Genomic DNA, 25,087 nt, shown 5'->3' with positions numbered 1-25,087 from the left:
GAGCACACACCGGCCCGGTTGCCGCTGCGATGCGCGGCGGCGACAGGTAGAGTGTCGGTGCTGAACTTTTTGAATAACGCCGGACCGAGCCTTGCCCACATGAAACGTTACGAAAAATTTGCCGACGACATTGCCGAACTGATCCGCTCCGGGATGCTCGGCCCCGGCCAACGGGTGCCTTCCGTGCGCTATGCCAGCCAGACTTACGGCGTCAGCCCCTCCACGGTGTTTCAGGCCTATTACCTGCTGGAGCGCCGCGGTTTGATCCGGGCCAAGCCGCGCTCCGGGTATTTCGTCAACGCCCATACACCCAGCCCGTTTTGTGAACCGGCGTTCAGCAGCCACGTCACCGAATCCACGGAAGTGGACGTCAGCGGGCTGGTGTTTTCAGTGCTGGATTCGATCAAGGACCCGCACACCGTGCCCTTTGGCTCGGCCTTCCCGAGCCCGACATTATTTCCGTTGCAGCGCCTGGCCCGTTCCATGGCCACCGCCAGCCGCGAAATGGACCCGCGCATGGTGGTCACCGACATGTCCCCCGGCAACCCGCAACTCAGGCGCCAGATTGCCCTGCGTTACATGGTGGGCGGGCTGATGCTGCCCATGGAGGAGTTGCTGATCACCAACGGGGCGCTGGAAGCCTTGAACCTGTGCCTGCAAGCGGTGACCGAACCCGGTGATCTGGTGGCCATTGAAGCCCCAGCGTTTTACGCCTGCCTGCAAGTGCTGGAGCGACTCAAGCTCAAGGCCGTGGAAATCCCCGTGCACCCGCGCGACGGCATTGACCTTGGGGTGCTGGCACACACCCTGGAGCGTCACCCGATCAAGGCGGTGTGGTGCATGACCACCTTCCAGAACCCGATTGGCGCGAGCATGCCCGATGCCAAGAAACAGGCACTGGTCGACCTGTTGCGCACCCATCAGGTGCCGTTGATCGAAGATGACGTGTACGCCGAACTGTATTACGGCCAACACGCCCCTAAACCGGCCAAAGCCTTCGATACCGAAGGCTTGGTGATGCATTGCGGCTCGTTTGCCAAAAGCCTGGCGCCGGGCTACCGGATCGGCTGGGTGGCGGCGGGTCGCTACGCGCAAAAAGTCGAACGCCTGAAACTGATGACCTCGCTGTGCGCGTCAATGCCCGCGCAGGCGGCCATCGCTGACTACCTGCAACACGGCGGTTACGACCGTCACCTGCGTAAATTGCGGTACGCGCTGGAAGAACAGCAAAGCGCCATGCTGGCCGCGATCGGCCGTTACTTCCCGGCGCAAACCCGTGTCAGCCAGCCCACGGGGGGTTACTTCCTGTGGCTGGAGCTGCCCGAACAGATGGACTCGCTCAAGCTGTTTCAGATGGCGCTGGCCCAAGGCATCAGCATCGCGCCGGGGCCGATCTTCTCGGCAACCCAGCGATTTCGCAATTGCATCCGCCTCAACTACGGCAGCCCGTGGGATGAAGCCTGTGAAAAAGCCATGGAAACCCTGGGCAAGATCGTGCGCTCGTTTTAGCGCGCCCGGCACCGGGGCCTCACGCTAACCGGGCAGACAGGTGAAGTCCGCCGTGTGGGCCACTTCCTTGCCCTGCCCGTCGACCAGCCGGGCACTGATCTGCGCGCCCAGGCTCGATTCGATCAGTTGATAATGGCCGCCGGGCTTGAAGCCCTGGTAGCTGACGTTACCCTGGCAATCGACCTGATTTTGATCACCGCTGGCCCCTTCGTACAACGTGACGTCCAGTCGGTGGGAGCCCGGTGTCACCTCAAAAAAACGCCCGTCACGGGTGTTTTGGCCATCCACACGCTCGGCCATCAGGTCGCCAGTGCCCTCTTCCTTGAGGCCAATCCAGGCCTCGCTCGGGTCCTGCGCGGGCATGGGACCGGCGCAGGCCGACAGTAACAGTGCAAGGCTCAGGCCCGGAATCAACAGCAAGGGTTTGACAATCATCGCAACGCGCCTCGAAAACAGACCATGGACATGACGGGGCTGACCTGCCTCCGTCACACAGGCCATCAGCTTGGCCGCCTTCGGGCACAGCGCCAAATGAAGGTAAATGAAGGGATTTTCAGCCCTTTCTTAAAGGATCCTTCACCTGCCTGAAAGCGCCGCGTTAGGTTCCAGCGGCAAGACTGCCGGGGTTTGCAATTCCACTCCCCGGAGGTTCAGGCATGCTCGGGCTGGTAAAGACCGCACTGCACAAGCCCTACACCTTTATGGTGTTGGCGATTTTCATCTGCATCATTGGCCCCCTGGCCGCCGTGCGTACGCCCACGGACGTGTTCCCGGACATCGGCATTCCGGTGGTTGCCGTGGTATGGCAATACACCGGGCTGGCGCCCGCCGACATGGCGGGACGGGTGATTTACACCTATGAGCGCTCGCTCAGCACCACCGTGAATGACATCGAACACATCGAGTCACAATCGTTGCCGGGCATGGGCATCGTGAAAATTTTCTTCCAGCCCGGCGTCGACATTCGTACGGCCAACGCCCAAGTCACCGCGGTGTCGCAAACCGTGCTCAAACAAATGCCGCCCGGCATTACCCCGCCCCTGATCCTCAACTACAGCGCCTCCACCGTGCCGATTCTGCAACTGGCGTTCTCCAGCCCTACGCTGTCAGAAGCGCACATCCGCGACCTGGTGCAGAACAACATTCGCTTGCCCCTCAGCGCCCTGCCCGGGCTGGCCATGCCCACCCCCATGGGCGGCAAACAGCGCCAGATTACCCTCGACCTCGACCCGCAAGCGCTGGCCGCCAAGGGGTTGTCGGCGCAGGACGTGGGCACTGCACTGGCGGCCCAAAACCAGATCATCCCCGTGGGCACGGCCAAGCTCGGCACCTATGAGTACACGGTGATGCTTAATAACAGCCCCAAGGCCATCGACGAACTCAACGACTTGCCGATCAAAACCGTGAACGGCGCGTTGATTACCATTGGCCAAGTGGCCCACGTGCGTGACGGATCGCCGCCGCAAACCAACATCGTGCGGGTGGACGGCCACCGCGCGGTGCTGATGCCAGCGTTGAAAAACGGCAACATTTCGACCCTTTCCATCGTCGACGGCATTCGCGCGATGCTGCCGCGCATCAATGAAACCCTGCCGCCGTCACTGAAAACCTCGTTGCTGGGCGACGCCTCGGTGTTCGTCAAACAGTCGGTGGGCAGCGTGGCGCAGGAAGGGGTGATTGCCGCCTTGCTGACCAGCGCCATGATTCTGCTGTTTCTCGGCAGTTGGCGTTCGACACTGATCATTGCAGTGTCGATCCCGCTGGCGGTGCTGGCGGCCATTGCGTTGCTGGCGCTGAGCGGGCAAACCCTGAATGTGATGACACTCGGCGGACTGGCCCTGGCGGTGGGGATTCTGGTGGACGACGCCACGGTGACCATCGAGAACATCAACTGGCACCTTGAACAGGGCAAATCGGTGCGTGAGGCCATCCTGGATGGCGCCAGACAGATCGTCGGCCCGGCGTTTGTCTCGCTGTTGTGCATTTGCATCGTGTTCGTGCCGATGTTTATGTTGCAAGGCATTGCCGGCTACCTGTTCCGCCCGATGGCGCTGGCCGTGATGTTCGCCATGGGCAGTTCCTTTCTGCTGTCGCGCACGCTGGTGCCGACGCTGGCGATGTTTTTGCTCAAGCCCCATGTGCCTGAGCAAGGCGTCGGCCATCACCCGGAAAACAGCGACCTCAATCACCACGAAGGCGTACAGCCCAAACAGCCACACTCGGTGCCGGTGCGGGCGCTGCTGCGCTTTCAGCAAGGGTTTGAGCGTCGTTTTTCTACCGTGCGCGACGGCTACTACGGATTGCTGACACTGGCGCTGGCGTGGCGCAAGCGGTTCCTGCTGGTGTTTATGGGGTGTGTACTGGCCTCGTTCACGTTGTTGCCCAGCCTTGGGCAAGACTTCTTCCCGGCTACCGATGCTGGCGCCCTGGCGTTGCACGTGCGCCTGCCGTTGGGCACGCGCATTGAGGAAAGTGCCGCAGCGTTCGACCGTATTGAGTCGCGCATCCGCGAGGTGATCCCGGCCGATCAAGTGGACAGCATCGTCGACAACATTGGTATTCCATTAAGCGGGATCGACATGGCCTACAGCAGCAGCGGCACTATCGGGCCCCAGGACGGCGATATTCAGGTCACGCTCACGGCCGATCATGGGCCGACGGCCGCGTACGTGAAAAAGTTGCGTGACGTACTGCCCGACAGCTTCCCCGGCAGCCAATTTGCGTTCATGCCCGCCGACATCAGTAGCCAGATCCTCAACTTCGGTGCGCCCGCGCCGCTGGACGTGAAGATTTCCGGACGTGATGACGCTGCCAATCGCGCCTATGCCCTGCAATTGCAGCGCCGTTTACAGCAGGTGCCGGGCATTGCTGACCTGCGCATTCAGCAGTCGGTGGGTTACCCGTCATTGCAGGTGGATGTCGACCGTCAGCGTGCCAGCGGGCTGGGCATTACCGAGCGTGATGTGACCAACAGCATGGTGGCGTCCCTGGCGGGCAGTTCGCAGGTGGCGCCGACCTTCTGGCTCAACCCGCAAAATGGCGTGTCGTACGGGGTGGTCGCGGCCACACCGCAATACCGGCTGGACAGCCTGCCCGCCCTGGAAGCCTTGCCGGTGACGGGCAGTAACGGCCAGTCACACATCCTCGGCGGGCTCGCCACCCTGCGCCGCGTACACAGCCCGGCCGTGGTCACGCACTACAACATCCAGCCGACCCTCGACCTGTACGCCAACATTCAGGGGCGCGATTTGGGCGCCGTGGCCGCCGACGTGCAACAGGTGATTGATGGCGCCGCCGACCTGCGGCCCAACGGCACGATCGTCAGCCTGCACGGGCAGATCGACGCCTTGCACGAAGCCTTTAGCGGCCTCGGTGTGGGCTTGCTGGGAGCCGTGGTCCTGATTTACCTGCTGATCGTCGTCAACTTCCAGTCCTGGCTGGACCCGTTCGTCATCATCACCGCCCTGCCCGCAGCCCTGGCCGGGATCGTGTGGATGCTGTTCCTCAGCGGCACCTCGTTGTCGGTGCCAGCCCTGACCGGCGCCATCTTGTGCATGGGGGTGGCGACCGCCAACTCGATTCTGGTGGTGAGTTTTTGCCGCGAACGCCTGGCTGAGCATGGCGACGCGCTGAAGGCCGCGCTGGAAGCGGGCTACAGCCGATTCCGACCGGTCTGCATGACGGCGCTGGCGATGATGTTCGGGATGCTGCCGCTGGCGCTCTCGCAAGAACAAAACGCCCCGCTGGGCCGCGCCGTGATTGGCGGCCTGATGCTGGCCACCGTTGCCACCCTGTTATTCGTGCCCGTGGTATTCAGCCTGGTACACGGGCGTAAAGACACTCGCGCTGCTGGAGAAACGCCCCATGTCGTCTGATCAAACACCTTCGCACACGCGCTTGATGTACCTGGGCATCGGCGGCCTGACGCTGGCCGCCCTGCTGGTGGCCAACGGACTGGCGAGCCGCAGCCGGCATGAGCAGGCGGTCAGCCAGTGGACGCAAGCGGCTGCCTTGCCGGTGGTGAGCGTGTTCCAGCCCCGGCAAAACGCCGGGGGCGACACCTTGCGCTTGCCAGCCCACCTTGAGGCCTGGAGCAAAGCGCCCATACAGGCGCGGGTGAACGGCTACCTCAAGAGCTGGCAAAGCGATATCGGCAGCAAGGTGCAAGCGGGTCAGGTGCTGGCGTTGATCGACAGTCCCGATCTGGACCAGCAACTGGCACAAACCCGCGCCCGGATGCTGCAAGCGCAGGCCAATGCAAAGCTGGCGGCGACCACGGCCTCGCGCTGGCAACACCTGCTGGCGTCGCATTCGGTGTCACGTCAGGAAGCCGACGAGAAGCAATCGAATGCGGCCGCCGCCCATGCCAATGCGCAGGCGGCCGAGGCTGATTTCGCACGACTTTGCTCACTGGAAGCCTACAAAACCATTCGCGCGCCTTTCGCCGGGACCATCACTGCGCGCCATACGGACATTGGCCAGTTGATCAAGGCCGATACGGACAGCGACACCGAACTGTTTGACATCGCGGATACCCACCAACTGCGCCTGTATGTGCCGGTGCCCCAAAACTACGCCAGCGTGGTGCGCCCCGGTATGCAAGCTCAACTCTCGGTGCCGGAGCATCCGGGGCAAACCTTCAGCGCTCGCCTGATGGGCAACTCAACCTCGGTTGACCCGCGCTCGGGCACGCTGATGGCCCAATTTGTGGTCCCCAATCCCAACGATGCGCTAATGCCCGGCGACTATGCCGAAGCCGTGTTGGCGGTTGCGCCTGACACCCATGGGGTCAGCATTCCCGCCAGCGCGCTGATTTTTCGCGCCCAAGGTACCCAAGTGGCGCTGCTGGATGCATCGCAGCATGTGCATTTGCAGACCATCCATATCGGGCTGGACCTGGGGGATCGGCTGGTGGTCGATCAAGGGCTAAAGCCTGCTGATACCGTCATCGACAACCCGCCCGACGCTTTGCGCGACGGTGATGCCGTACGGCTCGCGAACCAGGGAGCGCCTCATGCTGCCAAGGCTTAAGTCTGCACTATTGCTGTGGGTCCTGGGGTTGCAGGGCTGTTCATTGGCCCCCGCCTACACCGTGCCACAGCTCGCATTGCCCGCGCATTATCGTGAACAGGCCGATGCTGGTGCCTGGCATCCTGCGCACCCCGCGGACCAACACTCGGCGCATTGGTGGTGGGTGTATCAGGACGCACGCCTCAACGCTCTGCAACAACAATTACTGGACGCCAACCCCGACCTGGCGGCGGCGCTGGCGCATGTTGATGCGGCCCAAGCGTATGCCAGCCAGTTGCATGCCGGTCTGTTCCCGCAATTGACAGCCAGCGCCCAGCCGCTGCGCGAACGTCAATCAGATAGCCGCCCGTTACGGGGTACGACACAACCGTCGGTGTACAACAGCAATACAGCAGGCTTCGCGCTGAATCTCGACCTCGACCTGTGGGGCAAAATTCGCAATCAGGTGGCAGCCGGTGATGCACAGGCGCAGGCGTCAGCCGATGATCTGGCGGTCGCTCGCTTGAGTTTGCAACGGCAATTGACCTGTTTGTATGTGCAGCTCGACGGTCTGGATGCGCAGCAGCGCATTGTGTCCCGCTCGCTGCAGGATTACAGCCAGGCCCTGCAACTGACCCGCGCCCGTTATCTGGGCCAGATTGCCTCTGAAGTGGACCTCACCCGCGCCCAGACCCAACTGGCCCAAGCCCAGGCGCAACTGGATGAGGTGCGCGGGCAGCGCAACTTGACTGAGCATGCCATTGGCGAACTGGTGGGCGAACCCGCCAGCACGTTTGAACTGGCCGCCCGCGAACAAACGCTGTCCCCGCCGGAGCAACCCGACACGCTGCCCGGCGCCCTGTTGCAACGCCGCCCCGACATCGCAGCGGCGGAGCGCAGGGTGTTTGCTGCCAATGCACAGATCGGGGTGGCGAAAGCGGCCTGGTATCCCGACTTTAGCCTGAGCGGATTAATCGGTGGGCAAACCGGGGGGGCAGGCAACCTGTTGGCGGCGGGCAACCGATTCTGGGCACTGGGGCCGCTGGTCAACTTGCCCATTTTTGACGGCGGCCGACTGAATGCGCAGGCGCGTCAGGCCAAGGCCGAATTTGAAGAGGCCAGCGCGTCGTACCGCAGCACGGTTCTGCACGCTGTGCGGGAAGTTGAAGACAACCTTGCGCAGTTGCGCGACCTGCGCCAGCAGCGGCTGGACGAACAGGCCGCCGCCAATGCGGCGCACAACACCCAGACGCTGGCCACCCGCAGTTATGAAGCGGGAGCGGTGAGTTATCTGGAAGTGGTCACTGCGCAAACCGCCGCGTTGCAGGCGCAACGTCAGGTGCAGGCCCTGCGCACCCGCCAGTTGCAGGCGAGTGTGGCGTTGTTGACGTCATTGGGTGGTGGCTGGCGTGCTCAGTGACCAACGCCACCGGGGCACGCTCAGGGTGCAAAAAAATTATGGCTCAAAGCCTGCGCCTGCGCCGGTTGCCGCTACGCTTAGGAAGCAAAACGGCACCGTGACTGCTTAGTGGGCGGGCTTGTCGACAGGCAACTCAAGGATCCGGGCTTGCAGGTTGTCGAGTTGGGTTATCAAGCGGGTCAACATCGCCTGCGCTTCGTCGCGGCTAGTGAAGGGGCCGAGCAGCACGCGTTGAACACCGTCAATTTCCGAAATATAAGAGCTATAACCATGTTCCAGCAGCCTTGCCGTCAAATCACTGAGCGCTTGAGTCTCGCCCAGTTTGACCTCTACCGCCCAGCGAGCCACCGGTGCTTGAACAGTCGATGTGTCAGAAGCTGCTTTAGCCCGTTGAATTTTATCGTTAGACTCCTGACCGCAAGCCGTCAGGGCCAATATTGCTGTCATCACGATGACTTTACGCACTGCGTTTCCCCTATCTTTTTGAGTGGGTCGATTTTATCACTGGGGCAGCGGCCTTTGCTCTCCTTGAACAAATCCGATACGCCCTTATCTAAGACACATAGGCGAGAGCTTTCCTCGTACAGGGAATTGCCACTCTGGCTATGACGTCTGTAATGAGCGGCGCATTTATATGCAGTTAGCAGTATTCTGTAGCCATGACCGAAGCCGCACCGTCTCAGAGACGTGCCATACAAAGCCATCAAGGAGAAAAAAATGCTGATACTCACCCGCAAAGTTGGTGAAAGCATAAACATCGGTGACGATATTACGATCACTATTTTAGGTGTCAGCGGCCAACAGGTCAGAATTGGCATCAACGCACCCAAAGATGTAGCCGTACACCGTGAAGAAATTTACCAGCGCATCCAGGCTGGCCTTACTGCTTCGGACAAAAACGATCAGCAATAAATCTCCGAGGTATCAGCCCTTGGAGTAAGTGTCAGGGCTGCTCAGCCAGCCCTCCTCTTCCTTTCTATTCCCCTCTGTGCTGTTTTCCCTTCTGCTCCCTGGTGCGACAACCCGAACCGGGTATCGACTTGACGGTTTCAAGGTCTGCGACCACGCTCATTGCTCGCAGCCGCTTCTCAACCGCTGCAGTGCTGCGCAACAAGGTGTTAAAGGTGTCATCACACTTTGAGGCCTACTTCTTCATTCAGCCCGTTGCGGGCTGGAACTGCACAGTCAAGGAATGAAAGACATGTCTGATTTGATCGTAGTGGGATTTGACGATACTGAAAAAGCTGACCGCGCCTTGACCAAAATGGTGTCGTTGAGCAAAGAGCATCTGGTGGAGCTGGAAGATGCGGTCATTGTTGTTCGTAACAATGAAGGCAAGGTGCACATCAAACAGAGCGTGAACCTCACCGCCCTTGGCGCGACCTCCGGTTTGGTCACTGGCGGCCTGTGGGGTGCTCTGGTCGGGCTGCTGTTTCTCAACCCGCTGGCAGGTTTTGCCATCGGCGGCGCGCTCGGTGCGGGCACTGGCGCGCTTTCGGGGTCGTTGAGCGATTACGGCATCGATGACGATTTCATCAAGTCGCTGAGCGAAACCATTCCCAACAACTCTTCGGCCCTGTTCGTGCTGTTGCGTAAGTTCCAGCCCGAGAAAGTGTTGAAGGAACTTGAAGATTCAAACTTCAAGGGCAAAGTGTTGCGCACCTCGCTTTCCCCCGAGCAAGAAGAAAAACTTCAGGCGGCACTCTCTCAAACCAGCCTGACGAAAGCGTAAAAGCCATCCGTTGCCGCTCGTTCGACCGCCTCAAGGGTGGTCGAACGGTTTGAGCCGATCTCAATCGGTAGGGTTATTGTCCGCAAACGATTTGTTGAGCAGCTTTTTAATGGTGTCATCCGGCATGCCCAAAAATTGCTGATCAAATGTTTCGGCATTCTCGGCGCGAACGGACAGTAGCCCCCACGCCTGTTTGCCATCGGGACTAAACACCACATTCAACTGATTGGCTGCACAATCGTGGGGTTTGCACATCTGGCCGACGGTCCAGGTTTTACCGTCCATGACCACTTTTTCAACAGGAGCCGCAGTGCCCTGACCGGTTTTGACCCAATCCGGGTAAGCCAGCATGGCCGCATACGCTTGTTTATAGGGTGCTTGAGTGGTCAGCTCAGGTAGCCGACTTTCGGCAGCCACTCCCGTTGCGACACCCGCCACGACCCACCCCATCAACGCACGCTTTAAAAATCCTGTCATCGAAACGCTCCTTCTCTTTCTCAAAACTAACGGTCTGACAACTGCCACAGGTTTAGCGCAGTTTCAGCTCAAGCGCACGGCCGTGCCGGTGGCGAATACCACCAGCATGCCACCGCGACCTGACGGCATGCTGATTTCAAAATTCAGCCCCACAATTGCATCGGCGCGCAGCACGCCCGCACGCTCTCGGATTTCATCCGTCACTTCTGCCCGCGCTTCTTTCAATGCGCGCTCCAGCGTCTGAGAACGCCCACCGAAAAAATCCCGCATGCCGGTGAAGAAATCCCGCACGACGTTGATACCGTGTACCGACTCTGCACTGACGACCCCCAGGTACTCCGTGATCTGGCGCCCTTCGATGCTGTTGGTTGTGGTGATGATCATTAACCCTTCCTTATGCGAGGTGAGGTCTTGCACCTTCCCTTATTCAGGCACAGGTTACCTCAGACAAAGCAGGCTCGACCGACTTGATCATCAACGTCTGCGGTGCGCTGGTCTTATGAGCAGGCGGTGTTACTGTAGAGGCCAGCCGCGAAACAGCCGGCATCAACAATGAACAGATATCCAGCGCCACGACAATCGGGACTTCTTGTGGCCTAGATACACTCGGCAGGTATGCATGTAAAACTGCGTCAGGCAATTTTTTGACCCGCTCAAGGAAGTTCTCAATGGTCCAAAGACACGTCATCAATGCTTCAGTCAGCCCCAAAGGCAGCCTGGAGACGTTATCGCAACGTGAAGTGCAGCAACTGAGCGAAGTGGGCTCAGGCACCAGTTACACCCTGTTCCGCCAATGTGTGCTGGCCATCCTCAACACCGGCGCCCATGTCGACAATGCCAAAACCATCCTTGAAGCGTACAAAGACTTCGAAGTGCGTATTCATCAGCAAGACCGGGGGGTTCGCCTTGAGCTGCTGAACGCTCCGGCTGATGCCTTTGTGGATGGCGAAATGATCGCCAGCACGCGTGAAATGCTGTTCAGCGCCCTGCGCGACATCGTGTACACCCAAAGCGGACTCGACAGCCCGCGCATGGACCTGAGCACCTCGGCCGGGATTACCGACTACGTGTTCCACCTGCTGCGCAACGCGCGCACTTTACGCCCAGGTGTTGAACCCAAAATCGTGGTGTGCTGGGGCGGTCATTCGATCAACACCGAAGAGTACAAATACACCAAGAAAGTCGGCCATGAATTGGGCCTGCGGCTGCTGGACATCTGCACTGGCTGTGGTCCCGGCGTCATGAAAGGCCCAATGAAAGGGGCCACGATTTCCCACGCCAAGCAACGCTTGTCGGGCGGACGCTATCTGGGGCTGACCGAACCTGGGATCATTGCGGCCGAAGCGCCCAACCCGATCGTCAATGAACTGGTGATCTTGCCTGACATCGAAAAGCGCCTTGAAGCTTTTGTACGCGTAGGCCACGGCATCATCATCTTCCCGGGCGGCGCAGGCACGGCAGAAGAGTTCCTGTATTTGCTCGGGATTTTGATGCATCCCGACAACAGCGATGTGCCGTTTCCGGTCATTCTGACCGGCCCTAAAGAAGCTGAACCCTACCTGCAACAGCTCCACGAGTTTGTGGGCGCGACCCTGGGCGACGCGGCGCAAAAGCACTACCAGATCATCATCGATAACCCGGCCGAAGTGGCGCGCCAGATGACAGCCGGGCTTAAAGAGGTCAAACAGTTCCGTCGCGAACGCAATGACGCGTTCCACTTCAACTGGCTTTTAAAGATTGATGAGGGTTTTCAGCGCCCGTTCGATCCGACCCATGCCAACATGGCCAGCCTGCAATTGCGCAAGGACGTGCCACCCCATGAATTGGCTATCAATTTGCGACAGGCTTTTTCAGGCATTGTGGCCGGTAACGTGAAAGAAAAAGGCATTCATCTGATTGAGCAACATGGTCCTTACGAGATCCATGGCGATGCGGCTGTGATGAAGCCGCTGGACAAATTGCTGCAGGCCTTCGTCGAGCAACACCGCATGAAACTCCCCGGTGGTGCAGCGTATGTGCCCTGCTATCGCGTGGTGAGCTAACCACGCAGCGTCATGGCTGGCCGGGCTACAGGTGCGCACTGGGCGCCCCCATGGCTTGGCTGGCCTTAACGTTTTATTTCAACGGTGTGAACGTTTTAACCTTCTCGATCCACGCAGGGTCCAATCGCGTTTGCTCAGTGTCGATGCCCAACGCTTCAAGCCGCGCCTTGTGCAGGTCGATCTCGCGCACCATCTGGCTCAACGCGCTGGAGTTAGCATCCAGCTGATACATCTGGGTGATGCCCAGGTGATAAAAACGCAACAGCTTGAGCGCGCTGACATCCCCGGCCATGACACCCGCCGTCACGTGATGCATGACATTTGTGACCCGCATCAGGCTGCGCTTGAGTTGCCACCCATACACCGCAGCCGCCATCCAGGGCTGGGACCAGAACACGTAGCGCACCAGACCGACCGTGACGATCAGTGCCACGATCACTCCGGCCAGATTCAACCGGAAGTTATCACCGCCCGGCACGCCTGCCAGCATCACTGCCAAGCCAGAAATCACCAGCGCCAGCAAGGCAAACAGCAAGGCGATGTAAAGCGTGCTGCGCCGGGTTTGTTGACGATAAGCCTCGGGACTCATCGACTTCAGTTCAAACATCACGGTTTAAATACCCCTGCGTGGCTGGAAAAAAACAGGCGCGCATTATGGCATCTAAACCGAGTGAGCTGAGGTTTCACTCCCATTAATAACGCCAGTCAACCAGCAGATGTCTGGCTCATCAGGTTGAGGGCTTGTTCATATAGCGCTACGCGCTGGGCATGGCCGTTAAGTCCTCCATTGATAGCCCGTGTCACACGCTCAAAATCATCGCCATCTGCCAACGCATTGAGGTTACGGGTACTCCAATACCAGCCTGCCGACTCGACTGCCCAGCGCCACTGTTCAAGCAATTGAGGCGTGGTCAATAAACGCTCATCCCCGAACAGGCCCAGGCTGCATTGTTGATAGTTACTCTTGCCCGTCATCTGAATCAGCCCCCTGCCACGGTAACGCCAACCGTCTCCTGACGCTTCATCACCGTTACCCAGACGATTGCTGTACACCCGATTGGCAATGGCCTCGGGTTGGCGATGCAACTTCTGCGCATCACTGTTGGGCACTCGTCGTGAACGCCCCCCCTCCATGACGGTTATGTAGGCGCCAGCCGCATTTTTTTCGGCAAACCGTGAACCCCACGTCGCGGCCAAACCACCCGCACTGTAATTAAGGTTCTCGACCAACACTGTAAAGCCGCCACACTCATGCCCCACTTGGGACAAAAACGCCGCTATCCGGCGCGGGGTAGTGATCTGTCGCTGCTGCGCCACATGCTGTAAGGAAGGCAAGTAATCGTTCATGAACTGTGAACTTTTGGGGAACAACCCCATCATCAACTCTCGTGTCAACATCGTGTGCTCTTACCATTAATAAAAATAAAAGCTAAGCACTCTCTTTGTATGCGCGCACCCGTTCAAGAAGCAAAAAGACACTTCCTACTTACAATTTAACTTTAACCGACATTATTCACCCGACTTCAACCCTTTTAACCCACTGCGGCTCCCCACCCGTAACGGCGTACAACAATGTAAGTATTTCCTTCTGTAAATCCTGCGCATTACTTATAAAACACACACCATACTTAGGCTTAACCACACAGATTAACGACCGAACCATCCTTACAGGAACTCATTGAATGACCAGCCATCCTGGCGACAACATGTATATCAATATGCGATTTATCAATAAAACGGGCTACCGACTGGATTTGCTTTCTGCACACCACACGGCGAGACAGGGCGCTTTCCCTCCGGAGCTATCGGACAACAATCTTGACGTGCGCGTCGACCAAATTCAGTTCGTGACCACACCCAAATTACGGGGTGACATTCTGATTGACTATGATGTTAAAAAATCCATCTTTGAATCTCGCGCTGCTTACACGCTCGACAAGACGATCATTACTTTTGAAAGTAGTTTCTTATATGCCTATGAGAAAAGACTTAATCATCGCGCGCCCAAGGTGACATTCTATTGGACACACCACTGTGCATGTGCCGAGTATCCGGACTTCCCCTGCCGCTCACAACTCACCCACCATAACCCCTCCAGGCCCTACAGCTACACGGTCGACTTTTTTATCGGGTAACGGTCGTTAAAGTCCAAGGGGCATCTTGCGAAGCGGTTTTACCGACTTGAATGAAAAACTTGAATAGATCTCCTTGACCGCAGGTAAAGCTTGCAGAACTTCACGCGCAAACTCACCAAAAGATTCAAGGTCTTTAGCCACCACTTCAAGCAAGAAATCATAACGACCCGAAATGTTATGACAGGCCACGATCTCAGGAATATCCAGTAAGCACTGCTCGAACTTTCTGGCTGTTTCCTGAGAATGCGAAGCCATCATGACACTGACAAAGGCCGTGACGCCGTACCCCAGTTGCTTGGGCGAGATGATCGCCTGATAACCCGTAATCAGGCCCTGTTGTTCAAGGATTTTGACCCGCCGCCAACAAGGCGAGGTGGTCAACGACACCTGCTCCGCGAGTTCAGCCACCGTTAATCGCGCATTGTTTTGCAATGCAGCCAGCAGGGCTTTATCGGTTCTATCCAGAGCGTTGAGCATACTGTGCCTCTTGATCTCGATGTGGAGGGTATTTATTCCAATAGCACTCGATTTAACCCTTGGAATTGGTATTTATCGCTTCGAATTTGAGCATAGCATTGTAGGAAATATCGGAGCGTCCAGCATGAACGACAAAAAAAATGAGTTCGGCTTTTCTACCCGCGCGATCCACCACGGCTACAACGCCCTAGAGAATCAGGGTGCCCTGATTCCTCCCATTTACCTGACGTCCACGTTTGCTTTTCCGACTGCTGAATACGGCGCAGCGTGTTTCGCCGGAGAAGAAGACGGGCATTTTTATACACGCATTTCCAATCCCACCCTCGCGCTGCTCGAAGCACGCATGGCGACACTGGAAAACGGCGAAGCCGGTATTGCCTTCAGTTCTGGCATGGGCGCTATTGCCACGACCTTCTGGACCCTACTGCGCCCGGGGGATGAACTGATCGTAAGCCGCACCCTGTATGGCTGCACCTTTGCCCTGCTGCATCACGGCATCGGGGAGTTCGGCATCAAGGTCAAACATGTCGACATGACCGACATGCAAGCACTTGAAGCCGCCATCTCCCCCGCCACGCGCATGATCTACTTTGAAACCCCAGCCAACCCCAACATGCAACTCGTCGATATTGCAGCTGTTGCGCGCGTTGCCCACGCCCATCCTGACATCACGGTGGTGATCGACAACACCTACTGCACCCCTTACTTGCAGCGACCATTGGAGTCAGGCGCCGATGTGGTCGTGCACTCGGCCACTAAATACCTGAGTGGGCACAGCGATATCACGGCGGGCATTGTTGTCACCTCACAAGCGCTGGCCTCGCGCATTCGCTTGCAGGGCTTGAAGGACCTCACGGGGGCCGTGCTGTCGCCCCACGATGCGTACCTGCTCATGCGCGGGCTCAAGACCCTGGCTTTACGTATGGATCGCCATTGCAGCAGTGCTCAGGTGATTGCCCAGTATTTGGAGAATCACCCGGCCGTGAAGTCCGTGTCTTATCCAGGACTACCCTCTTTCGCACACTTTGAGTTGGCTAAATCCCAAATGCGCCAACCTGGCGGGATGATTGCTTTCGAGCTAAAGGGAGGACTGGAGGCCGGCCGGCATTTCATGAACGCTCTGCAACTGATCAGCCGGGCTGTCAGCCTGGGCGGTGCAGAATCTTTGGCGCAACACCCTGCAAGCATGACCCATTCGGCTTACACGCGGGAGGAGCGTGCTCGACACGACATCAGTGAGGGGCTGGTGCGTTTGGCGATTGGCCTGGAAGACGTGGAAGATCTGCTGGCTGATCTTGAACAAGCCCTCACGCACAGCGCCTGAATACCCTTGCGCAAACAGAAAAGGCCGCTGATTTCGCAGCGGCCTTTAAATGTAAAAGGGATCAACCCGGCGGAATGGTGGCAAGGATGCCGATCCCAATGGTCAACAGCAGAAATCCGCCCAAAAACCAACCCATCTTAGCCATATCAGTTCCTACCGTAAGTGTGTCGAAAACCAGAACGTGAGCATCAACGGACGGCATCCCTGCACCGTTTAAGGTTCGATGCCTGCTTGAGCGATCTGACTGGCTGCAATTTTCTGCCGATTGTGAGCTGCAATACAGGCGCAGTTGATTCATAAAAATACGGATCAGATGATGAGCTGTACTAATCGAGGGCCTTGGGCAATACCAGATGGCCCGGAGCAACGGCACGTTGGTAGTCGGCCACCACCTCTTGCGCAAGGCTGACAACCGCTTCATTGAGTTCAAGGCCAGCCCCGACGCGCCAACTGGCATAGACCGAAAAGCCGGGCCCAGCACACATCGGCAATTCAACCAGACTGCCATTACTCAATTCGCGGCTGACCAGCACCGGCGGCAGGACGCCAATGCCAAACCCGTCAGCCACCAGCTTGATAATGGCCGCCACCGAATTGATGCAACTGATGCGTGGCGCGCTCACGCCTTGCTGATGCAGGTAATTGAGCACGTCCTGATGCGGCCGGGACAGCCGCGAAAAGGTCAGGATCCGCTCTTGGCAAAGCGCTGCAAGCCCTTCATACGGGCGATCAAGCGGGGTTCCACTGGCCACCACCCACCGCAACGGATAGCACGCCAGGTGTCTGTTACGCACACCGTCGGCCCGTAATAAATCTGTCTGGAAAATCAGGTCCAACTGCCCCTTGAGTAACTGCTCATTCAGGTTGAGGGCCGTATCGGCAGTCAGCTCGACTTCAACCTGCGGGTATTCCCGGCTCAGGGCATTAATCAGCTCGCTTAACCAGCTGTGAATCACGGTGTCCATGACCCCAATGCGCAAGCGGCCTGAAAACGTGTCGGCCTGGCCCAGTGACTGGAGCAAGCGCTGCTGGGTCGCCAGCATCTCTTGCGCATAGCTCAGCACGTTGTGCCCCTCACGGGTCAGGCTGACACCCCGCGAGTCACGTTGAAACAACTGCACGCCGAGCTCAGCTTCCAGCACCGAGATACGGCTGGAGATGGCCGCTTGTGTACTGGATAGCTTTTCGGCAGTCAGTCGAAAGCTGCCGAGCCGTGCCACCCACACAAAGGTCAAAAGGAATCGCATATTCATGCAGGGTTGCCCGTCCACACCAAACAAGGCTGCCACTGTAAACCCTTGCAACAATCCCAAGCCACCCCGACCAGGCAAGCCGTTGACCAAACTTTTTTGTTCGGCCGTGACAACTTTTTTTGACTGGACGCAGTGAATAAAGCGCCCAAAGATATCGCTCAATGACGCTCTATCATCGGGCGCCAACAATAAAAAAACACGCTGAGTCCGGCAGCGAATCAATGTTGCGAAAGTGAGCCCGACCGCTTTCGCCTTGCGCGCACCCCAGCCTGCCCTGGCGTTGCGGCATCCAGCCAAGGGATTCACTCCCCATGCAAACCGTCGTCAACCTATGGCCCTTATTGGGCGTATTCGTCATCGTCGTGGGCTTCGTGCTGCGCTTCAATCCTCTACTGGTCGTGAGTTTGGCCGCGATCGTGACCGGCCTTGCAGCCAGCTTCTCCCTGGAGCACATCATCACGTTGATGGGCGAAGGGTTTCTGCAAACCCGCGCCTTGCAACTGATCCTGCTGCTGCCCCTCGCAGTGATCGGTTTGCTGGAGCGCCATGGCTTGCGTTTGCACGCGCAGAACTGGATCGCCAAGTTTCAACGGGCCACGGTCGGTCGCCTGCTGATCATGTACCTGTTCGTGCGGGAGACCACCGCGGCGGTGGGCTTGACCAGCCTGGGTGGCCACCCGCAGATGGTGCGCCCTTTGTTGGCCCCCATGGCCGAGGGCGCGGCTGAAAACAAGTTCGGCAAGTTGCCCGAAGCACTGCGTCATAAGGTGCTGGCCATGTGCGCGGCCACCGACAATGTCGGTTTGTTCTTTGGCGAAGATGTGTTCGTGGCTTTTGGCGCAATCGCCTTGATGCATACCTTTTTACTGGGCTCGGGTCTCGATGTAGAACCTTTACACATCGCATTCTGGGGAATTCCCACGGCTATCTGCGCCTTTATCGTGCATGCCCTGCGCCTGTATCGCTTCGACTTGCAGCTGACGCGCCAACTGACCTCGCCGCAATCGTCCATCACGCCTGGCTCGCGGGAGGCTGCACAATGATCATCTCCATTGAGTACTTCTACTGGCTGGCAGGCGTGTTGTTAATGGTCACCGCCGCTATGATCGCCTGCGACAAGACCCATCCAAAACGCTGGAGCAGCAGCCTGTTCTGGGCACTGTTTGCCATCGTTTTTCTGGTAGGCGACCGCTTGCCGCCGTTCGCTGTAGGCGTAGGCGTACTGGTCATGGCAGTGATCGCAGGTTTGGGCGGCGTAGGCCGCGGAACGCATGCCGAATTACACGTCAAGGCAGCACGCGCCAGCGCCGGGCGACTGGGACACAAGCTGTTCATCCCGGCCCTGTCAATTCCTCTGGTCACGGTTATCGGCTCTATGCTGCTCAAACACACGCAAATTGCTGGCGTGCCGCTGCTGGACCCCAAAAACACCACGTTCGTGTCCTTGGGACTGGGCTGTATTGTGGCCTTGATTCTGGCCTGCCTGCTGACTCGCGATACGCCCCTGCAAAGCCTGCGCGAATCACGCCGTCTGACCGAGGCACTGGGCTGGACCATGGTGCTGCCGCAAATGCTGGCCATGCTCGGCCTGCTGTTTAACGATGCGGGAGTGGGTACAGCCGTGGCGCACGTCGCAACGTCTTACATCAACATGGACTACCGCCTGATCGCGGTGATGGTGTATGTGCTGGGCATGGCGTTGTTTACCGTGATCATGGGCAACGGGTTTGCGGCGTTCCCGGTGATGACCGGTGGCGTGGGTGTTCCGGTGCTGGTGGGCATTTACGATGCCAACCCGGCCGTCATGGCCGCCATTGGCATGTTCTCAGGGTACTGCGGAACACTGATGACGCCGATGGCGGCCAACTTCAATATCGTGCCGGTGGCCCTGTTGGAGATTCCGGACAAATACGCGGTGATCAAAGCGCAAATGCCAACGGCACTGATGATGCTGCTGGTCAATATTGTCCTGCTTTATCTGCTGATGTGAGGTGCCCATGCGTACTGTGTTGCTGACAGGTTTCGAACCGTTCGATCAAGACACGCTCAACCCCTCATGGGAAGCCGTGAAAGCGCTCGATCAACGCCTGATAAAGGAAGACACCCGGATTGTCTCGCGGCAGTTGCCGTGCGTGTTTTCCCAAGCCCCGGCCCGTTTGCGCGAGCTGTTGGAGACCGTGCGGCCAGACATGGTCATTGCCGTAGGACTAGGGCCAGGACGCACCGATATTGCCATCGAGCGCGTGGCAATCAATCTCAACGATGCGCGCATTCCCGACAACCTGGGCGACCAGCCCATCGACACCCCAGTGGTCATGGAAGGCCCGGCAGCCTACTTCAGTACATTGCCGATCAAGGCCATGGTGAGGGCGTTAAGGGCTGAGGGCATTCCGGCGTCAGTGTCCCAGACGGCCGGAACCTTCGTCTGCAATCAGGTGTTCTATTGCCTGCAACACGCCCTGGCAGGTACTGGCATACGCAGCGGATTCATCCACGTGCCGTTTCTCCCGCAGCAGGTAGCGCTGGCGCCTCAGCCAGTGGCTTCCATGACCCTTGAAACACAGGTCCAGGGGTTGCGTGTGGCAATCATTACAGCGCTTGACACCTGGGTAGACATCCTCGATTCAGGGGGGCAGGTGAGCTGACGGCTGCGCAGGCAAGCCCTCGCGCGGTGGCCCATTTCGAAACCGCTTGAAACCTCAATCGAATGCCCCATTAAGCACTTCATAAATCAGACCACTGGCGATCGAAACCAAGATCAAGTCAGCTCCGGCTTGTTGCCATTCATACCCCTCATAGTGGGGCAATTGAGTTAACAACCTGCCGTCCAGCTTTTTCGCAATCCCCGGAGGCAGCGGTTTTCCCCGCGCGAGGTTTTTTTGGATCCCGGGCGGAAGTGACGGGCCAGGCTGCCAGTCATTGCGATGGCCTGCCAGAATCCCTAAAACACTGTCCCTGTCGATATGAGGCGAACGGCCCCACTCCCCCTCCTGTTGGCCCTTGCCTTTATTACCCTGATTCCCTTTAGAGTCCTGATTTTTGTGGCCCTGATCCGCCTTATTACCCTGCCCTTTGCCTCCTTGTGCATGACCTTTATCAGGCCCTTTGCCGTTACCGGGATCGCTGGATACAGGCAACGAAGTCAAAGCCAGGGAGCAACACATGGCCGTAGCCGCCAACACACGTAATGTGAACATGACCGTCCTCTCAAATAAGGGAGCACCTCTGGGTATTGTTGAAAGTAGCTGGTTCCTGGCTCATACGCCGAAGCGTTTCTCGTTCACCCACGCCGCGTCGACTCTCTTCGGTCGAACGCGCCTGACGTTCAGTTGCCGCCGACCGTTCACTCATGAGCGTGTTTGCTATCGCTCGGTGCCTGGAGGCGATCCTCAAGACTATAGTCGCGAACCACGTGGGCAATGCGCAGGTGATAGTCATCGAAAACCTGCCTGCGCCCCGCCAATTGTGCCGCCCGGTGCAGCTCAAGACCGCGCCACCGTGTGATAGCGTCCTCGTCACGCCAAAAGGACAGTGAGAGCACCTTGCCGGGCTCACTCAGGCTTTGAAAACGCTCTACCGAGATAAAGCCATCCAGCTCTGCCAGCACGGGTTTGAGTTCAGCGGCAAGGTCAAGATACCGCTGGTATTGCACCTCATGAGGCCATGCTTCAAAAATAACAGCGATCATTAGCGGGTTTCCTCATCAGGATAAAACGTGGGAATGCGGCCATTGTGGGAGGGCAAATAGCTCCACCGCAGCAGACGGGCAAACGGGACAGGATGACTATGCAGCCAGACCAAAATCGCCTCGCAGGCGATCGTCAATGCAAGTGCCCGACCCGGACATTCATGCCTTGCCGCCCCAAAGCTGAAGGTGCGACGCTGCGTCCGTCTGAGCAAGAAGCTATCGGGGTCCGGATTGACGTCAGGATCCCTGTTGGCTGAAGCGAGCAGCACCAGCACGGTATCCCCCTCTTCCAGCACCCTGCCGCCGACAGTGCAACGCTTAGCCACGAATCGCCGAGTGTTTTGCACGGGCGAGTCGTAGCGCGCTACCTCGGCCACCAAGTCCGCAACAATCATCGGCGTAGGCTGCACGCCTTCAATCAGGTGAGGTTCACGCTGAAGCGCTATGAGGGTATTGCCGATCAAGCCAGCGGTGGCCTCGCAGGTCTGTGACAACAGGCCAATAAGGTTGGCGATCAACGCATCGTGATCTCCCCAGGCAGCGGCTTCGCACCGGCTCAAGATATCGCTCAAGAAGCGGCTTTTTAGCTCGCCACTGCCAAGCAGCGTGGTGAATATTTCGCTTAGCCGGATCGCCCCCCGGTGGGCTGCACCGAGTTGAACTTCGTCACTTAGCGGCGACAGACAGCCAACAAAATCCCGAGTCCGCTTCGCGACTTCCTTTAGCTGGCTAAATGGAACGCCTGTCACGGCAGCCATAACGCAAACCGGTAGCGTAAACATCAACTCATCAAGGTTGTCGACCGGGTAATCGAGGGTCCCGACCACGCGCGCCACGATCTCTGCGATGTTTCTTGTCTCGATAGCGGCCAAGGCAGGCTCGATAGCCCTTCTGGGGCACAGGTGCCCAGCGCCCTCGTTCATACGCATCAAACGCCCGAACATCATACCTGCCGCCCCTTGCGCAATCGCGGCAGGCACCGGCTCACTTATTGGACGTACCCGACAGTCAGGATGTCCCAAAATGGCTTCGACAAATTGGGCATCACTTGCAATCCATAAACGAAGATCTGCATCAAAAAACAGCCCGCTTTGCCGCCTGAGGCCCGCGTAGTAAGGGTAAGGGTCGGCATGGGTGACGGCTTCAAAAGGTGTCATTGCGCGCGTCCTGTTGATTAAGACCGGCTACTATCGAACACCCTTCATGCCGATGATTCGCTCAGGAACGAAATATGGATGCTCATCACACTGACAGCGCGTTATCCCGAGTTGCTGGCGCTATTGCCGAACCTGCGCGCACGAAAATGCTGTGTTCGCTGATGGACGGCCACGCCCGCACCAGTACCGAAATGGCCGTCATCGCGGACGTGAGTGCATCCACTGCGAGCGCGCATTTGGCAAGATTGAAAGAGGACGGGCTGGTCAGGTTGCACACGCAGGGCAGGCATCGTTACTACAGCTTGGCGGATACCCACGTGGCCCACGCTATCGAGGCCCTCATGGTCATCGGCCAGAACGCAGACACACACTATGTTTCCACGACCCCAACCCGATTGCAGTTCGCGCGTACCTGTTATGACCACATGGCAGGAACACTGGCGGTCCATCTGCACGACCATTTCATGGCGGCCGGGTGGTTAACCGCACTGGTCTCTGGGCAGAGCCTCTATCAGCTTACGAACAGCGGCGAAAAAGCAATGATCGGCCTCGGTATCGAGCTCGAAAAAGTAAAGGCCCAACGACGTCGTTTCGCGTGCGCATGCCTGGACTGGAGCATGCGGCGTCCTCACCTTGCCGGGGCCCTCGGAGCAGCGTTTCTTCAGACGCTCTTAAACCGCAAATGGGTGACCCAAGACCTTGATAGTCGGGCACTCGCGTTAACGCCCAAGGGGCAAAAGGAGCTGTCTGGCCGATTCGGGATCAAGCTGGAACACAAAGAAGTGGAACGATCAGTCATACGGAATGTGGCACGACCTGGCGAGCCAGCACTACCGGCTCACGAATAACGAATCTCTTGACCTGGGGATCTATCAAAAAACGGGCAGTGCTTCGCAAACTATTATTCAGTTACCGTGCGAACCAGGAAAAAACTACTTTGACGATTTATCATGTGGACTTGATTTAGGCAGGGAGAGATTTTTAACTTAGTCAAGTTTCGTCCGCCTAACAAGCCAACAAATTCATAGGAGTCAGGCCATGGAAAAGCGTATTTCTGAATATACGGAAGCCGAATTTATCAGTTTCTTGCAGGAAATATTCACTGCTAACAAAAATGCTCCGGATGAGGTGCTCGATCCTATGCTTGACACGCTTGAGCAACTAACAGCCCATCCAGCGGGCTCTGATCTCATTTATTATCCTGAAGAAGGAGCTGATCACTCACCTGAAGGCATCACCCAAACGGTTAAAGAATGGCGTGCAGCCAATGGTTTGCCGGGGTTCGAAGAAGTATCGTCATAAATTATTGAAGTCTCGACTTGATCTCACACATACCGCATGTCTTACCATTCAACTTTCATATTGAACGTTGAACGTTGAACGTTGAACGTTGAACGTTGAACGGAGGAATTACCATCAGTACGCAGTGAAAAATTAGCCTCTCACAAACTGTTCAATCTCATCGGACATGCTAGTTCGGCCTGCCTTCCCTCTTTCAGTACATCATGCAGCACTGCCAATATAATCTCTTTATCAATAACTCCATGCATTCGCGCAACATGCCCTAGGCATATAATCGCCCCCCCTTGGCATTGGAACTCCTGCTTACACCAATCAACCACCGACATTTTTTTCTGAATCCATTCCGGATCATTCATATTGAATGTGGCACACATCAGGTTATCGAGATACCGTTTACTCATCGTCCGAGCCAAGCTTGCACTGTACTTATTTTTATCTGCAACGTTCGCAACTTTAATCTTTTAATACTCCCTGCTACTTTTAATTTTTGGTATTTACAAGCACACGTTAAAATCTCCGTGACAACCATACCAGCACCGCTTACAACCATGAAACACTTGATCGGGTTGGTCAGGCCTTTCTGTTGTGCCCATTCGGAGCGTTGCTCTTTGACTTTTCCCCACGCTTTGTACTGCGCGCTCCAGGCGATTTGGCCGGTGTGGTCGGTCAGTTCTTGTGGCGTGCCGAGTTGGTCGCACTGGTACCACGCCAGTACGTCAATCGGCAGCGCTTGCGGGGTGTGGGTCCACAGCGGGTCTTCATCAATGTCATAACCACCTTCGTAACTCGGTTGGTGGCGCAATGCTTGGGCTACGGGGACGAAAGTGCCGGGTTCGTAGAGGTAGTGGACGGTTTTGCCACTGGCGCCGTCGGCCTGCGCGGGGCTGCTTTCCCAAGCCAGGGTGTCGCCGTCCCAGCCGAACAAGGTGAAGCCGCACCCCAGTTCCCGTTGTTTGCGGGCCTGTTCGTTACGGTTCCACTGCGAGCCGGCTTCGCTTCGGTTTAGGTGGTGGGCGTTGGAGTGTTTGTACAGACGACGGCCCAGCGGGTCGTAGGCGTAGTCGACGCGCAGTTGGCTGTTTTCAAAGCGCACCAGGCGGTCGAACAGGTCCCAGTGCAGGCGGCTTTGCTGGCCGTTGTGCCAGCGGCGAATCTGGTTGCCGCGTTCGTCGTAGTCGTAGTGGCTGCCGGCGTATTCGCGCAGCAGGTTGTCCATCAGGGTGTTGCGCTTGGGGTCGTGGTCCAGTGGGCGTTGGACCTGTTGGTTTTTTTCATCCAGCAGGTTGCTGGCCGGGTCGAAGGCGAAGGTTTCGACGCCCAGGCGGCTGGTGGCGTTGAGCAGTCGGCCGACCGGGTCGTAGCGGTAAGACAGCGGCCCACGGCGGCTGTCGTGGATGTCGGTCAGTTGGCTGGCTGCGTCGTAGGTGTAGGTGCGTTTGAGCAGGGTGGTTTTGTCGTCGCTGCGGCCCAGCAGTTGTTCTTGCAGGCGCCCGGCCGGGTCCCATTGTTGGGTCTGCAGCAGGTAGTTGCCCTGGTGGCGGGCGACTTACACGCTACAAAA

The 25,087-nt window shown here is 57.8% G+C and carries 25 protein-coding genes and 1 pseudogene; 14 read left to right on the top strand and 12 right to left on the bottom strand.

Translation table 11 applies throughout. From position 1 onward, the window contains the following. The first annotated feature begins 99 nt into the window (after positions 1–99). On the top strand, positions 100–1,509 hold the full coding sequence (gene mapR / locus IF654_RS10135) for a GntR family transcriptional regulator MpaR (protein WP_094988142.1): 1,410 nt from the start codon (positions 100–102) through the stop codon (positions 1,507–1,509). A gap of 24 nt (positions 1,510–1,533) precedes the next feature. Here mapR and IF654_RS10130 read toward each other — a convergent pair whose 3' ends face one another. Further along, entirely contained in the window at positions 1,534–1,944 is a 411-nt protein-coding gene (locus IF654_RS10130) for a PA0061/PA0062 family lipoprotein (RefSeq protein WP_094988143.1), read from the bottom strand. A 221-nt stretch (positions 1,945–2,165) separates the two neighbouring features. Here IF654_RS10130 and IF654_RS10125 point away from each other — a divergent pair, with 221 nt between their 5' ends. From IF654_RS10125 to IF654_RS10115, 3 genes are read left to right on the top strand one after another with little or no spacing between them, the layout of a single operon-like run. Further along, positions 2,166–5,384 (top strand): efflux RND transporter permease subunit, encoded by a 3,219-nt coding sequence (locus IF654_RS10125; RefSeq protein ID WP_094988144.1) that lies wholly within the window; start codon positions 2,166–2,168, stop codon positions 5,382–5,384. Then, positions 5,374–6,540 carry an efflux RND transporter periplasmic adaptor subunit gene (locus IF654_RS10120; protein WP_094988145.1) on the top strand — a complete coding sequence of 389 codons (1,167 nt, stop codon included), beginning with the start codon at positions 5,374–5,376 and terminating at the stop codon, positions 6,538–6,540. Before IF654_RS10125 ends, IF654_RS10120 begins: the two co-directional genes overlap by 11 nt. Further along, on the top strand, positions 6,524–7,939 hold the full coding sequence (locus IF654_RS10115) for an efflux transporter outer membrane subunit (RefSeq protein WP_094988146.1): 1,416 nt from the start codon (positions 6,524–6,526) through the stop codon (positions 7,937–7,939). The genes IF654_RS10120 and IF654_RS10115 overlap by 17 nt, the downstream gene beginning before the upstream one ends. Before the next feature lie 105 nt (positions 7,940–8,044). Here the strand turns inward: IF654_RS10115 and IF654_RS10110 are convergent, their stop codons facing one another. After that, a complete protein-coding gene (locus tag IF654_RS10110; RefSeq protein WP_047280343.1) occupies positions 8,045–8,404 on the bottom strand; it encodes an SPOR domain-containing protein in 360 nt (119 codons plus the stop codon). Positions 8,405–8,656: 252 nt separating this feature from the next. On the opposite strand from IF654_RS10110, the gene csrA reads away from it, so the two are divergent. Further along, positions 8,657–8,851 carry a carbon storage regulator CsrA gene (csrA, locus tag IF654_RS10105; RefSeq protein ID WP_047274922.1) on the top strand — a complete coding sequence of 65 codons (195 nt, stop codon included), beginning with the start codon at positions 8,657–8,659 and terminating at the stop codon, positions 8,849–8,851. A 289-nt stretch (positions 8,852–9,140) separates the two neighbouring features. After that, positions 9,141–9,671 (top strand): DUF1269 domain-containing protein, encoded by a 531-nt coding sequence (locus IF654_RS10100; protein ID WP_047274924.1) that lies wholly within the window; start codon positions 9,141–9,143, stop codon positions 9,669–9,671. Between the two features lie 60 nt (positions 9,672–9,731). Here IF654_RS10100 and IF654_RS10095 read toward each other — a convergent pair whose 3' ends face one another. Together IF654_RS10095 and IF654_RS10090 are read right to left on the bottom strand one after the other, a co-directional pair. After that, positions 9,732–10,148, bottom strand: coding sequence for an Ivy family c-type lysozyme inhibitor (locus IF654_RS10095; RefSeq protein ID WP_053069987.1), 417 nt, complete (start codon positions 10,146–10,148; stop codon positions 9,732–9,734). Between the two features lie 63 nt (positions 10,149–10,211). Beyond that, entirely contained in the window at positions 10,212–10,532 is a 321-nt protein-coding gene (locus tag IF654_RS10090) for a YbjQ family protein (RefSeq protein ID WP_047274926.1), read from the bottom strand. A gap of 284 nt (positions 10,533–10,816) precedes the next feature. Between IF654_RS10090 and ppnN the strand changes: the two genes are divergently transcribed. Further along, positions 10,817–12,190 carry a nucleotide 5'-monophosphate nucleosidase PpnN gene (gene ppnN, locus IF654_RS10085; RefSeq protein ID WP_047274928.1) on the top strand — a complete coding sequence of 458 codons (1,374 nt, stop codon included), beginning with the start codon at positions 10,817–10,819 and terminating at the stop codon, positions 12,188–12,190. Between the two features lie 73 nt (positions 12,191–12,263). Here ppnN and IF654_RS10080 read toward each other — a convergent pair whose 3' ends face one another. Beyond that, a complete protein-coding gene (locus IF654_RS10080) occupies positions 12,264–12,797 on the bottom strand; it encodes a DUF3087 family protein (RefSeq protein WP_047280346.1) in 534 nt (177 codons plus the stop codon). Between the two features lie 98 nt (positions 12,798–12,895). Next, positions 12,896–13,588 carry a glycoside hydrolase family 19 protein gene (locus IF654_RS10075; protein ID WP_047280347.1) on the bottom strand — a complete coding sequence of 231 codons (693 nt, stop codon included), beginning with the start codon at positions 13,586–13,588 and terminating at the stop codon, positions 12,896–12,898. Between the two features lie 284 nt (positions 13,589–13,872). Between IF654_RS10075 and IF654_RS10070 the strand changes: the two genes are divergently transcribed. After that, on the top strand, positions 13,873–14,325 hold the full coding sequence (locus IF654_RS10070) for a hypothetical protein (RefSeq protein ID WP_052892169.1): 453 nt from the start codon (positions 13,873–13,875) through the stop codon (positions 14,323–14,325). 6 nt (positions 14,326–14,331) lie between these two features. Here the strand turns inward: IF654_RS10070 and IF654_RS10065 are convergent, their stop codons facing one another. Beyond that, positions 14,332–14,802, bottom strand: coding sequence for an Lrp/AsnC family transcriptional regulator (locus IF654_RS10065; protein ID WP_047274935.1), 471 nt, complete (start codon positions 14,800–14,802; stop codon positions 14,332–14,334). 124 nt (positions 14,803–14,926) lie between these two features. Between IF654_RS10065 and IF654_RS10060 the strand changes: the two genes are divergently transcribed. Beyond that, positions 14,927–16,126, top strand: a complete 1,200-nt coding sequence (locus IF654_RS10060) for a methionine gamma-lyase (RefSeq protein ID WP_094988147.1) — start codon at positions 14,927–14,929, stop codon at positions 16,124–16,126. 326 nt (positions 16,127–16,452) lie between these two features. On the opposite strand, the gene IF654_RS10055 is transcribed toward IF654_RS10060, so the two are convergent. Further along, positions 16,453–17,379 carry a LysR family transcriptional regulator gene (locus IF654_RS10055; RefSeq protein ID WP_047274985.1) on the bottom strand — a complete coding sequence of 309 codons (927 nt, stop codon included), beginning with the start codon at positions 17,377–17,379 and terminating at the stop codon, positions 16,453–16,455. A gap of 311 nt (positions 17,380–17,690) precedes the next feature. Between IF654_RS10055 and IF654_RS10050 the strand changes: the two genes are divergently transcribed. From IF654_RS10050 to pcp, 3 genes are read left to right on the top strand one after another with little or no spacing between them, the layout of a single operon-like run. Further along, entirely contained in the window at positions 17,691–18,422 is a 732-nt protein-coding gene (locus IF654_RS10050; protein WP_047274939.1) for a DUF969 domain-containing protein, read from the top strand. Next, positions 18,419–19,369: a DUF979 domain-containing protein gene (locus tag IF654_RS10045; protein ID WP_047280351.1), complete on the top strand. Its 951-nt coding sequence runs from the start codon at positions 18,419–18,421 to the stop codon at positions 19,367–19,369. Before IF654_RS10050 ends, IF654_RS10045 begins: the two co-directional genes overlap by 4 nt. A gap of 7 nt (positions 19,370–19,376) precedes the next feature. Continuing rightward, positions 19,377–20,024, top strand: coding sequence for a pyroglutamyl-peptidase I (gene pcp / locus IF654_RS10040; RefSeq protein WP_094988148.1), 648 nt, complete (start codon positions 19,377–19,379; stop codon positions 20,022–20,024). Positions 20,025–20,078: 54 nt separating this feature from the next. Here the strand turns inward: pcp and IF654_RS10035 are convergent, their stop codons facing one another. The 3 genes from IF654_RS10035 to IF654_RS10025 form a co-directional block, all read right to left on the bottom strand. Further along, positions 20,079–20,576 carry an anti-virulence regulator CigR family protein gene (locus tag IF654_RS10035; protein ID WP_047277267.1) on the bottom strand — a complete coding sequence of 166 codons (498 nt, stop codon included), beginning with the start codon at positions 20,574–20,576 and terminating at the stop codon, positions 20,079–20,081. A 146-nt stretch (positions 20,577–20,722) separates the two neighbouring features. Continuing rightward, positions 20,723–21,067, bottom strand: coding sequence for an antibiotic biosynthesis monooxygenase family protein (locus IF654_RS10030; RefSeq protein WP_047274948.1), 345 nt, complete (start codon positions 21,065–21,067; stop codon positions 20,723–20,725). Next, the gene (locus IF654_RS10025; protein WP_141229996.1) at positions 21,067–22,224 is read right to left on the bottom strand and encodes a cytochrome P450; all 1,158 of its coding nucleotides are present in this window, start codon (positions 22,222–22,224) and stop codon (positions 21,067–21,069) included. The genes IF654_RS10030 and IF654_RS10025 overlap by 1 nt, the downstream gene beginning before the upstream one ends. Positions 22,225–22,298: 74 nt before the next feature. Between IF654_RS10025 and IF654_RS10020 the strand changes: the two genes are divergently transcribed. After that, positions 22,299–23,072, top strand: a complete 774-nt coding sequence (locus IF654_RS10020) for an ArsR/SmtB family transcription factor (protein ID WP_194862504.1) — start codon at positions 22,299–22,301, stop codon at positions 23,070–23,072. Positions 23,073–23,262: 190 nt separating this feature from the next. Continuing rightward, a complete protein-coding gene (locus IF654_RS10015; protein WP_194862505.1) occupies positions 23,263–23,526 on the top strand; it encodes a bacteriocin immunity protein in 264 nt (87 codons plus the stop codon). A 556-nt stretch (positions 23,527–24,082) separates the two neighbouring features. Here the strand turns inward: IF654_RS10015 and IF654_RS10010 are convergent. After that, a pseudogene (locus IF654_RS10010) lies at positions 24,083–25,072 on the bottom strand (RHS domain-containing protein); the annotation flags it as partial. Positions 25,073–25,087 lie beyond the last annotated feature (15 nt).

The sequence above is a fragment of the Pseudomonas lundensis genome (assembly GCF_015377145.2).
GTDB classification, from domain to species: Bacteria; Pseudomonadota; Gammaproteobacteria; order Pseudomonadales; family Pseudomonadaceae; genus Aquipseudomonas; species Aquipseudomonas lundensis.
This window is presented reverse-complemented; position numbering and strand designations above follow the sequence as displayed.

Bases quoted from the DNA above. Each gene is read 5' to 3' on its own strand.
- IF654_RS10130 (WP_094988143.1), bottom strand. From the start codon at position 1,944: ATGATTGTCAAACCCTTGCTGTTGATTCCGGGCCTGAGCCTTGCACTG.
- IF654_RS10115 (WP_094988146.1), top strand. From the start codon at position 6,524: ATGCTGCCAAGGCTTAAGTCTGCACTATTGCTGTGGGTCCTGGGGTTG.
- IF654_RS10015 (WP_194862505.1), top strand. From the start codon at position 23,263: ATGGAAAAGCGTATTTCTGAATATACGGAAGCCGAATTTATCAGTTTC.
- pcp (WP_094988148.1), top strand. From the start codon at position 19,377: ATGCGTACTGTGTTGCTGACAGGTTTCGAACCGTTCGATCAAGACACG.
- IF654_RS10030 (WP_047274948.1), bottom strand. From the start codon at position 21,067: ATGATCGCTGTTATTTTTGAAGCATGGCCTCATGAGGTGCAATACCAG.
- IF654_RS10035 (WP_047277267.1), bottom strand. From the start codon at position 20,576: ATGTTCACATTACGTGTGTTGGCGGCTACGGCCATGTGTTGCTCCCTG.
- IF654_RS10070 (WP_052892169.1), top strand. From the start codon at position 13,873: ATGACCAGCCATCCTGGCGACAACATGTATATCAATATGCGATTTATC.
- IF654_RS10095 (WP_053069987.1), bottom strand. From the start codon at position 10,148: ATGACAGGATTTTTAAAGCGTGCGTTGATGGGGTGGGTCGTGGCGGGT.
- IF654_RS10025 (WP_141229996.1), bottom strand. From the start codon at position 22,224: ATGACACCTTTTGAAGCCGTCACCCATGCCGACCCTTACCCTTACTAC.
- IF654_RS10075 (WP_047280347.1), bottom strand. From the start codon at position 13,588: ATGTTGACACGAGAGTTGATGATGGGGTTGTTCCCCAAAAGTTCACAG.
- IF654_RS10020 (WP_194862504.1), top strand. From the start codon at position 22,299: ATGGATGCTCATCACACTGACAGCGCGTTATCCCGAGTTGCTGGCGCT.
- IF654_RS10120 (WP_094988145.1), top strand. From the start codon at position 5,374: ATGTCGTCTGATCAAACACCTTCGCACACGCGCTTGATGTACCTGGGC.
- IF654_RS10065 (WP_047274935.1), bottom strand. From the start codon at position 14,802: ATGCTCAACGCTCTGGATAGAACCGATAAAGCCCTGCTGGCTGCATTG.
- IF654_RS10080 (WP_047280346.1), bottom strand. From the start codon at position 12,797: ATGTTTGAACTGAAGTCGATGAGTCCCGAGGCTTATCGTCAACAAACC.
- IF654_RS10090 (WP_047274926.1), bottom strand. From the start codon at position 10,532: ATGATCATCACCACAACCAACAGCATCGAAGGGCGCCAGATCACGGAG.
- ppnN (WP_047274928.1), top strand. From the start codon at position 10,817: ATGGTCCAAAGACACGTCATCAATGCTTCAGTCAGCCCCAAAGGCAGC.
- IF654_RS10050 (WP_047274939.1), top strand. From the start codon at position 17,691: ATGCAAACCGTCGTCAACCTATGGCCCTTATTGGGCGTATTCGTCATC.
- mapR (WP_094988142.1), top strand. From the start codon at position 100: ATGAAACGTTACGAAAAATTTGCCGACGACATTGCCGAACTGATCCGC.
- IF654_RS10100 (WP_047274924.1), top strand. From the start codon at position 9,141: ATGTCTGATTTGATCGTAGTGGGATTTGACGATACTGAAAAAGCTGAC.
- IF654_RS10060 (WP_094988147.1), top strand. From the start codon at position 14,927: ATGAACGACAAAAAAAATGAGTTCGGCTTTTCTACCCGCGCGATCCAC.
- IF654_RS10055 (WP_047274985.1), bottom strand. From the start codon at position 17,379: ATGAATATGCGATTCCTTTTGACCTTTGTGTGGGTGGCACGGCTCGGC.
- csrA (WP_047274922.1), top strand. From the start codon at position 8,657: ATGCTGATACTCACCCGCAAAGTTGGTGAAAGCATAAACATCGGTGAC.
- IF654_RS10125 (WP_094988144.1), top strand. From the start codon at position 2,166: ATGCTCGGGCTGGTAAAGACCGCACTGCACAAGCCCTACACCTTTATG.
- IF654_RS10045 (WP_047280351.1), top strand. From the start codon at position 18,419: ATGATCATCTCCATTGAGTACTTCTACTGGCTGGCAGGCGTGTTGTTA.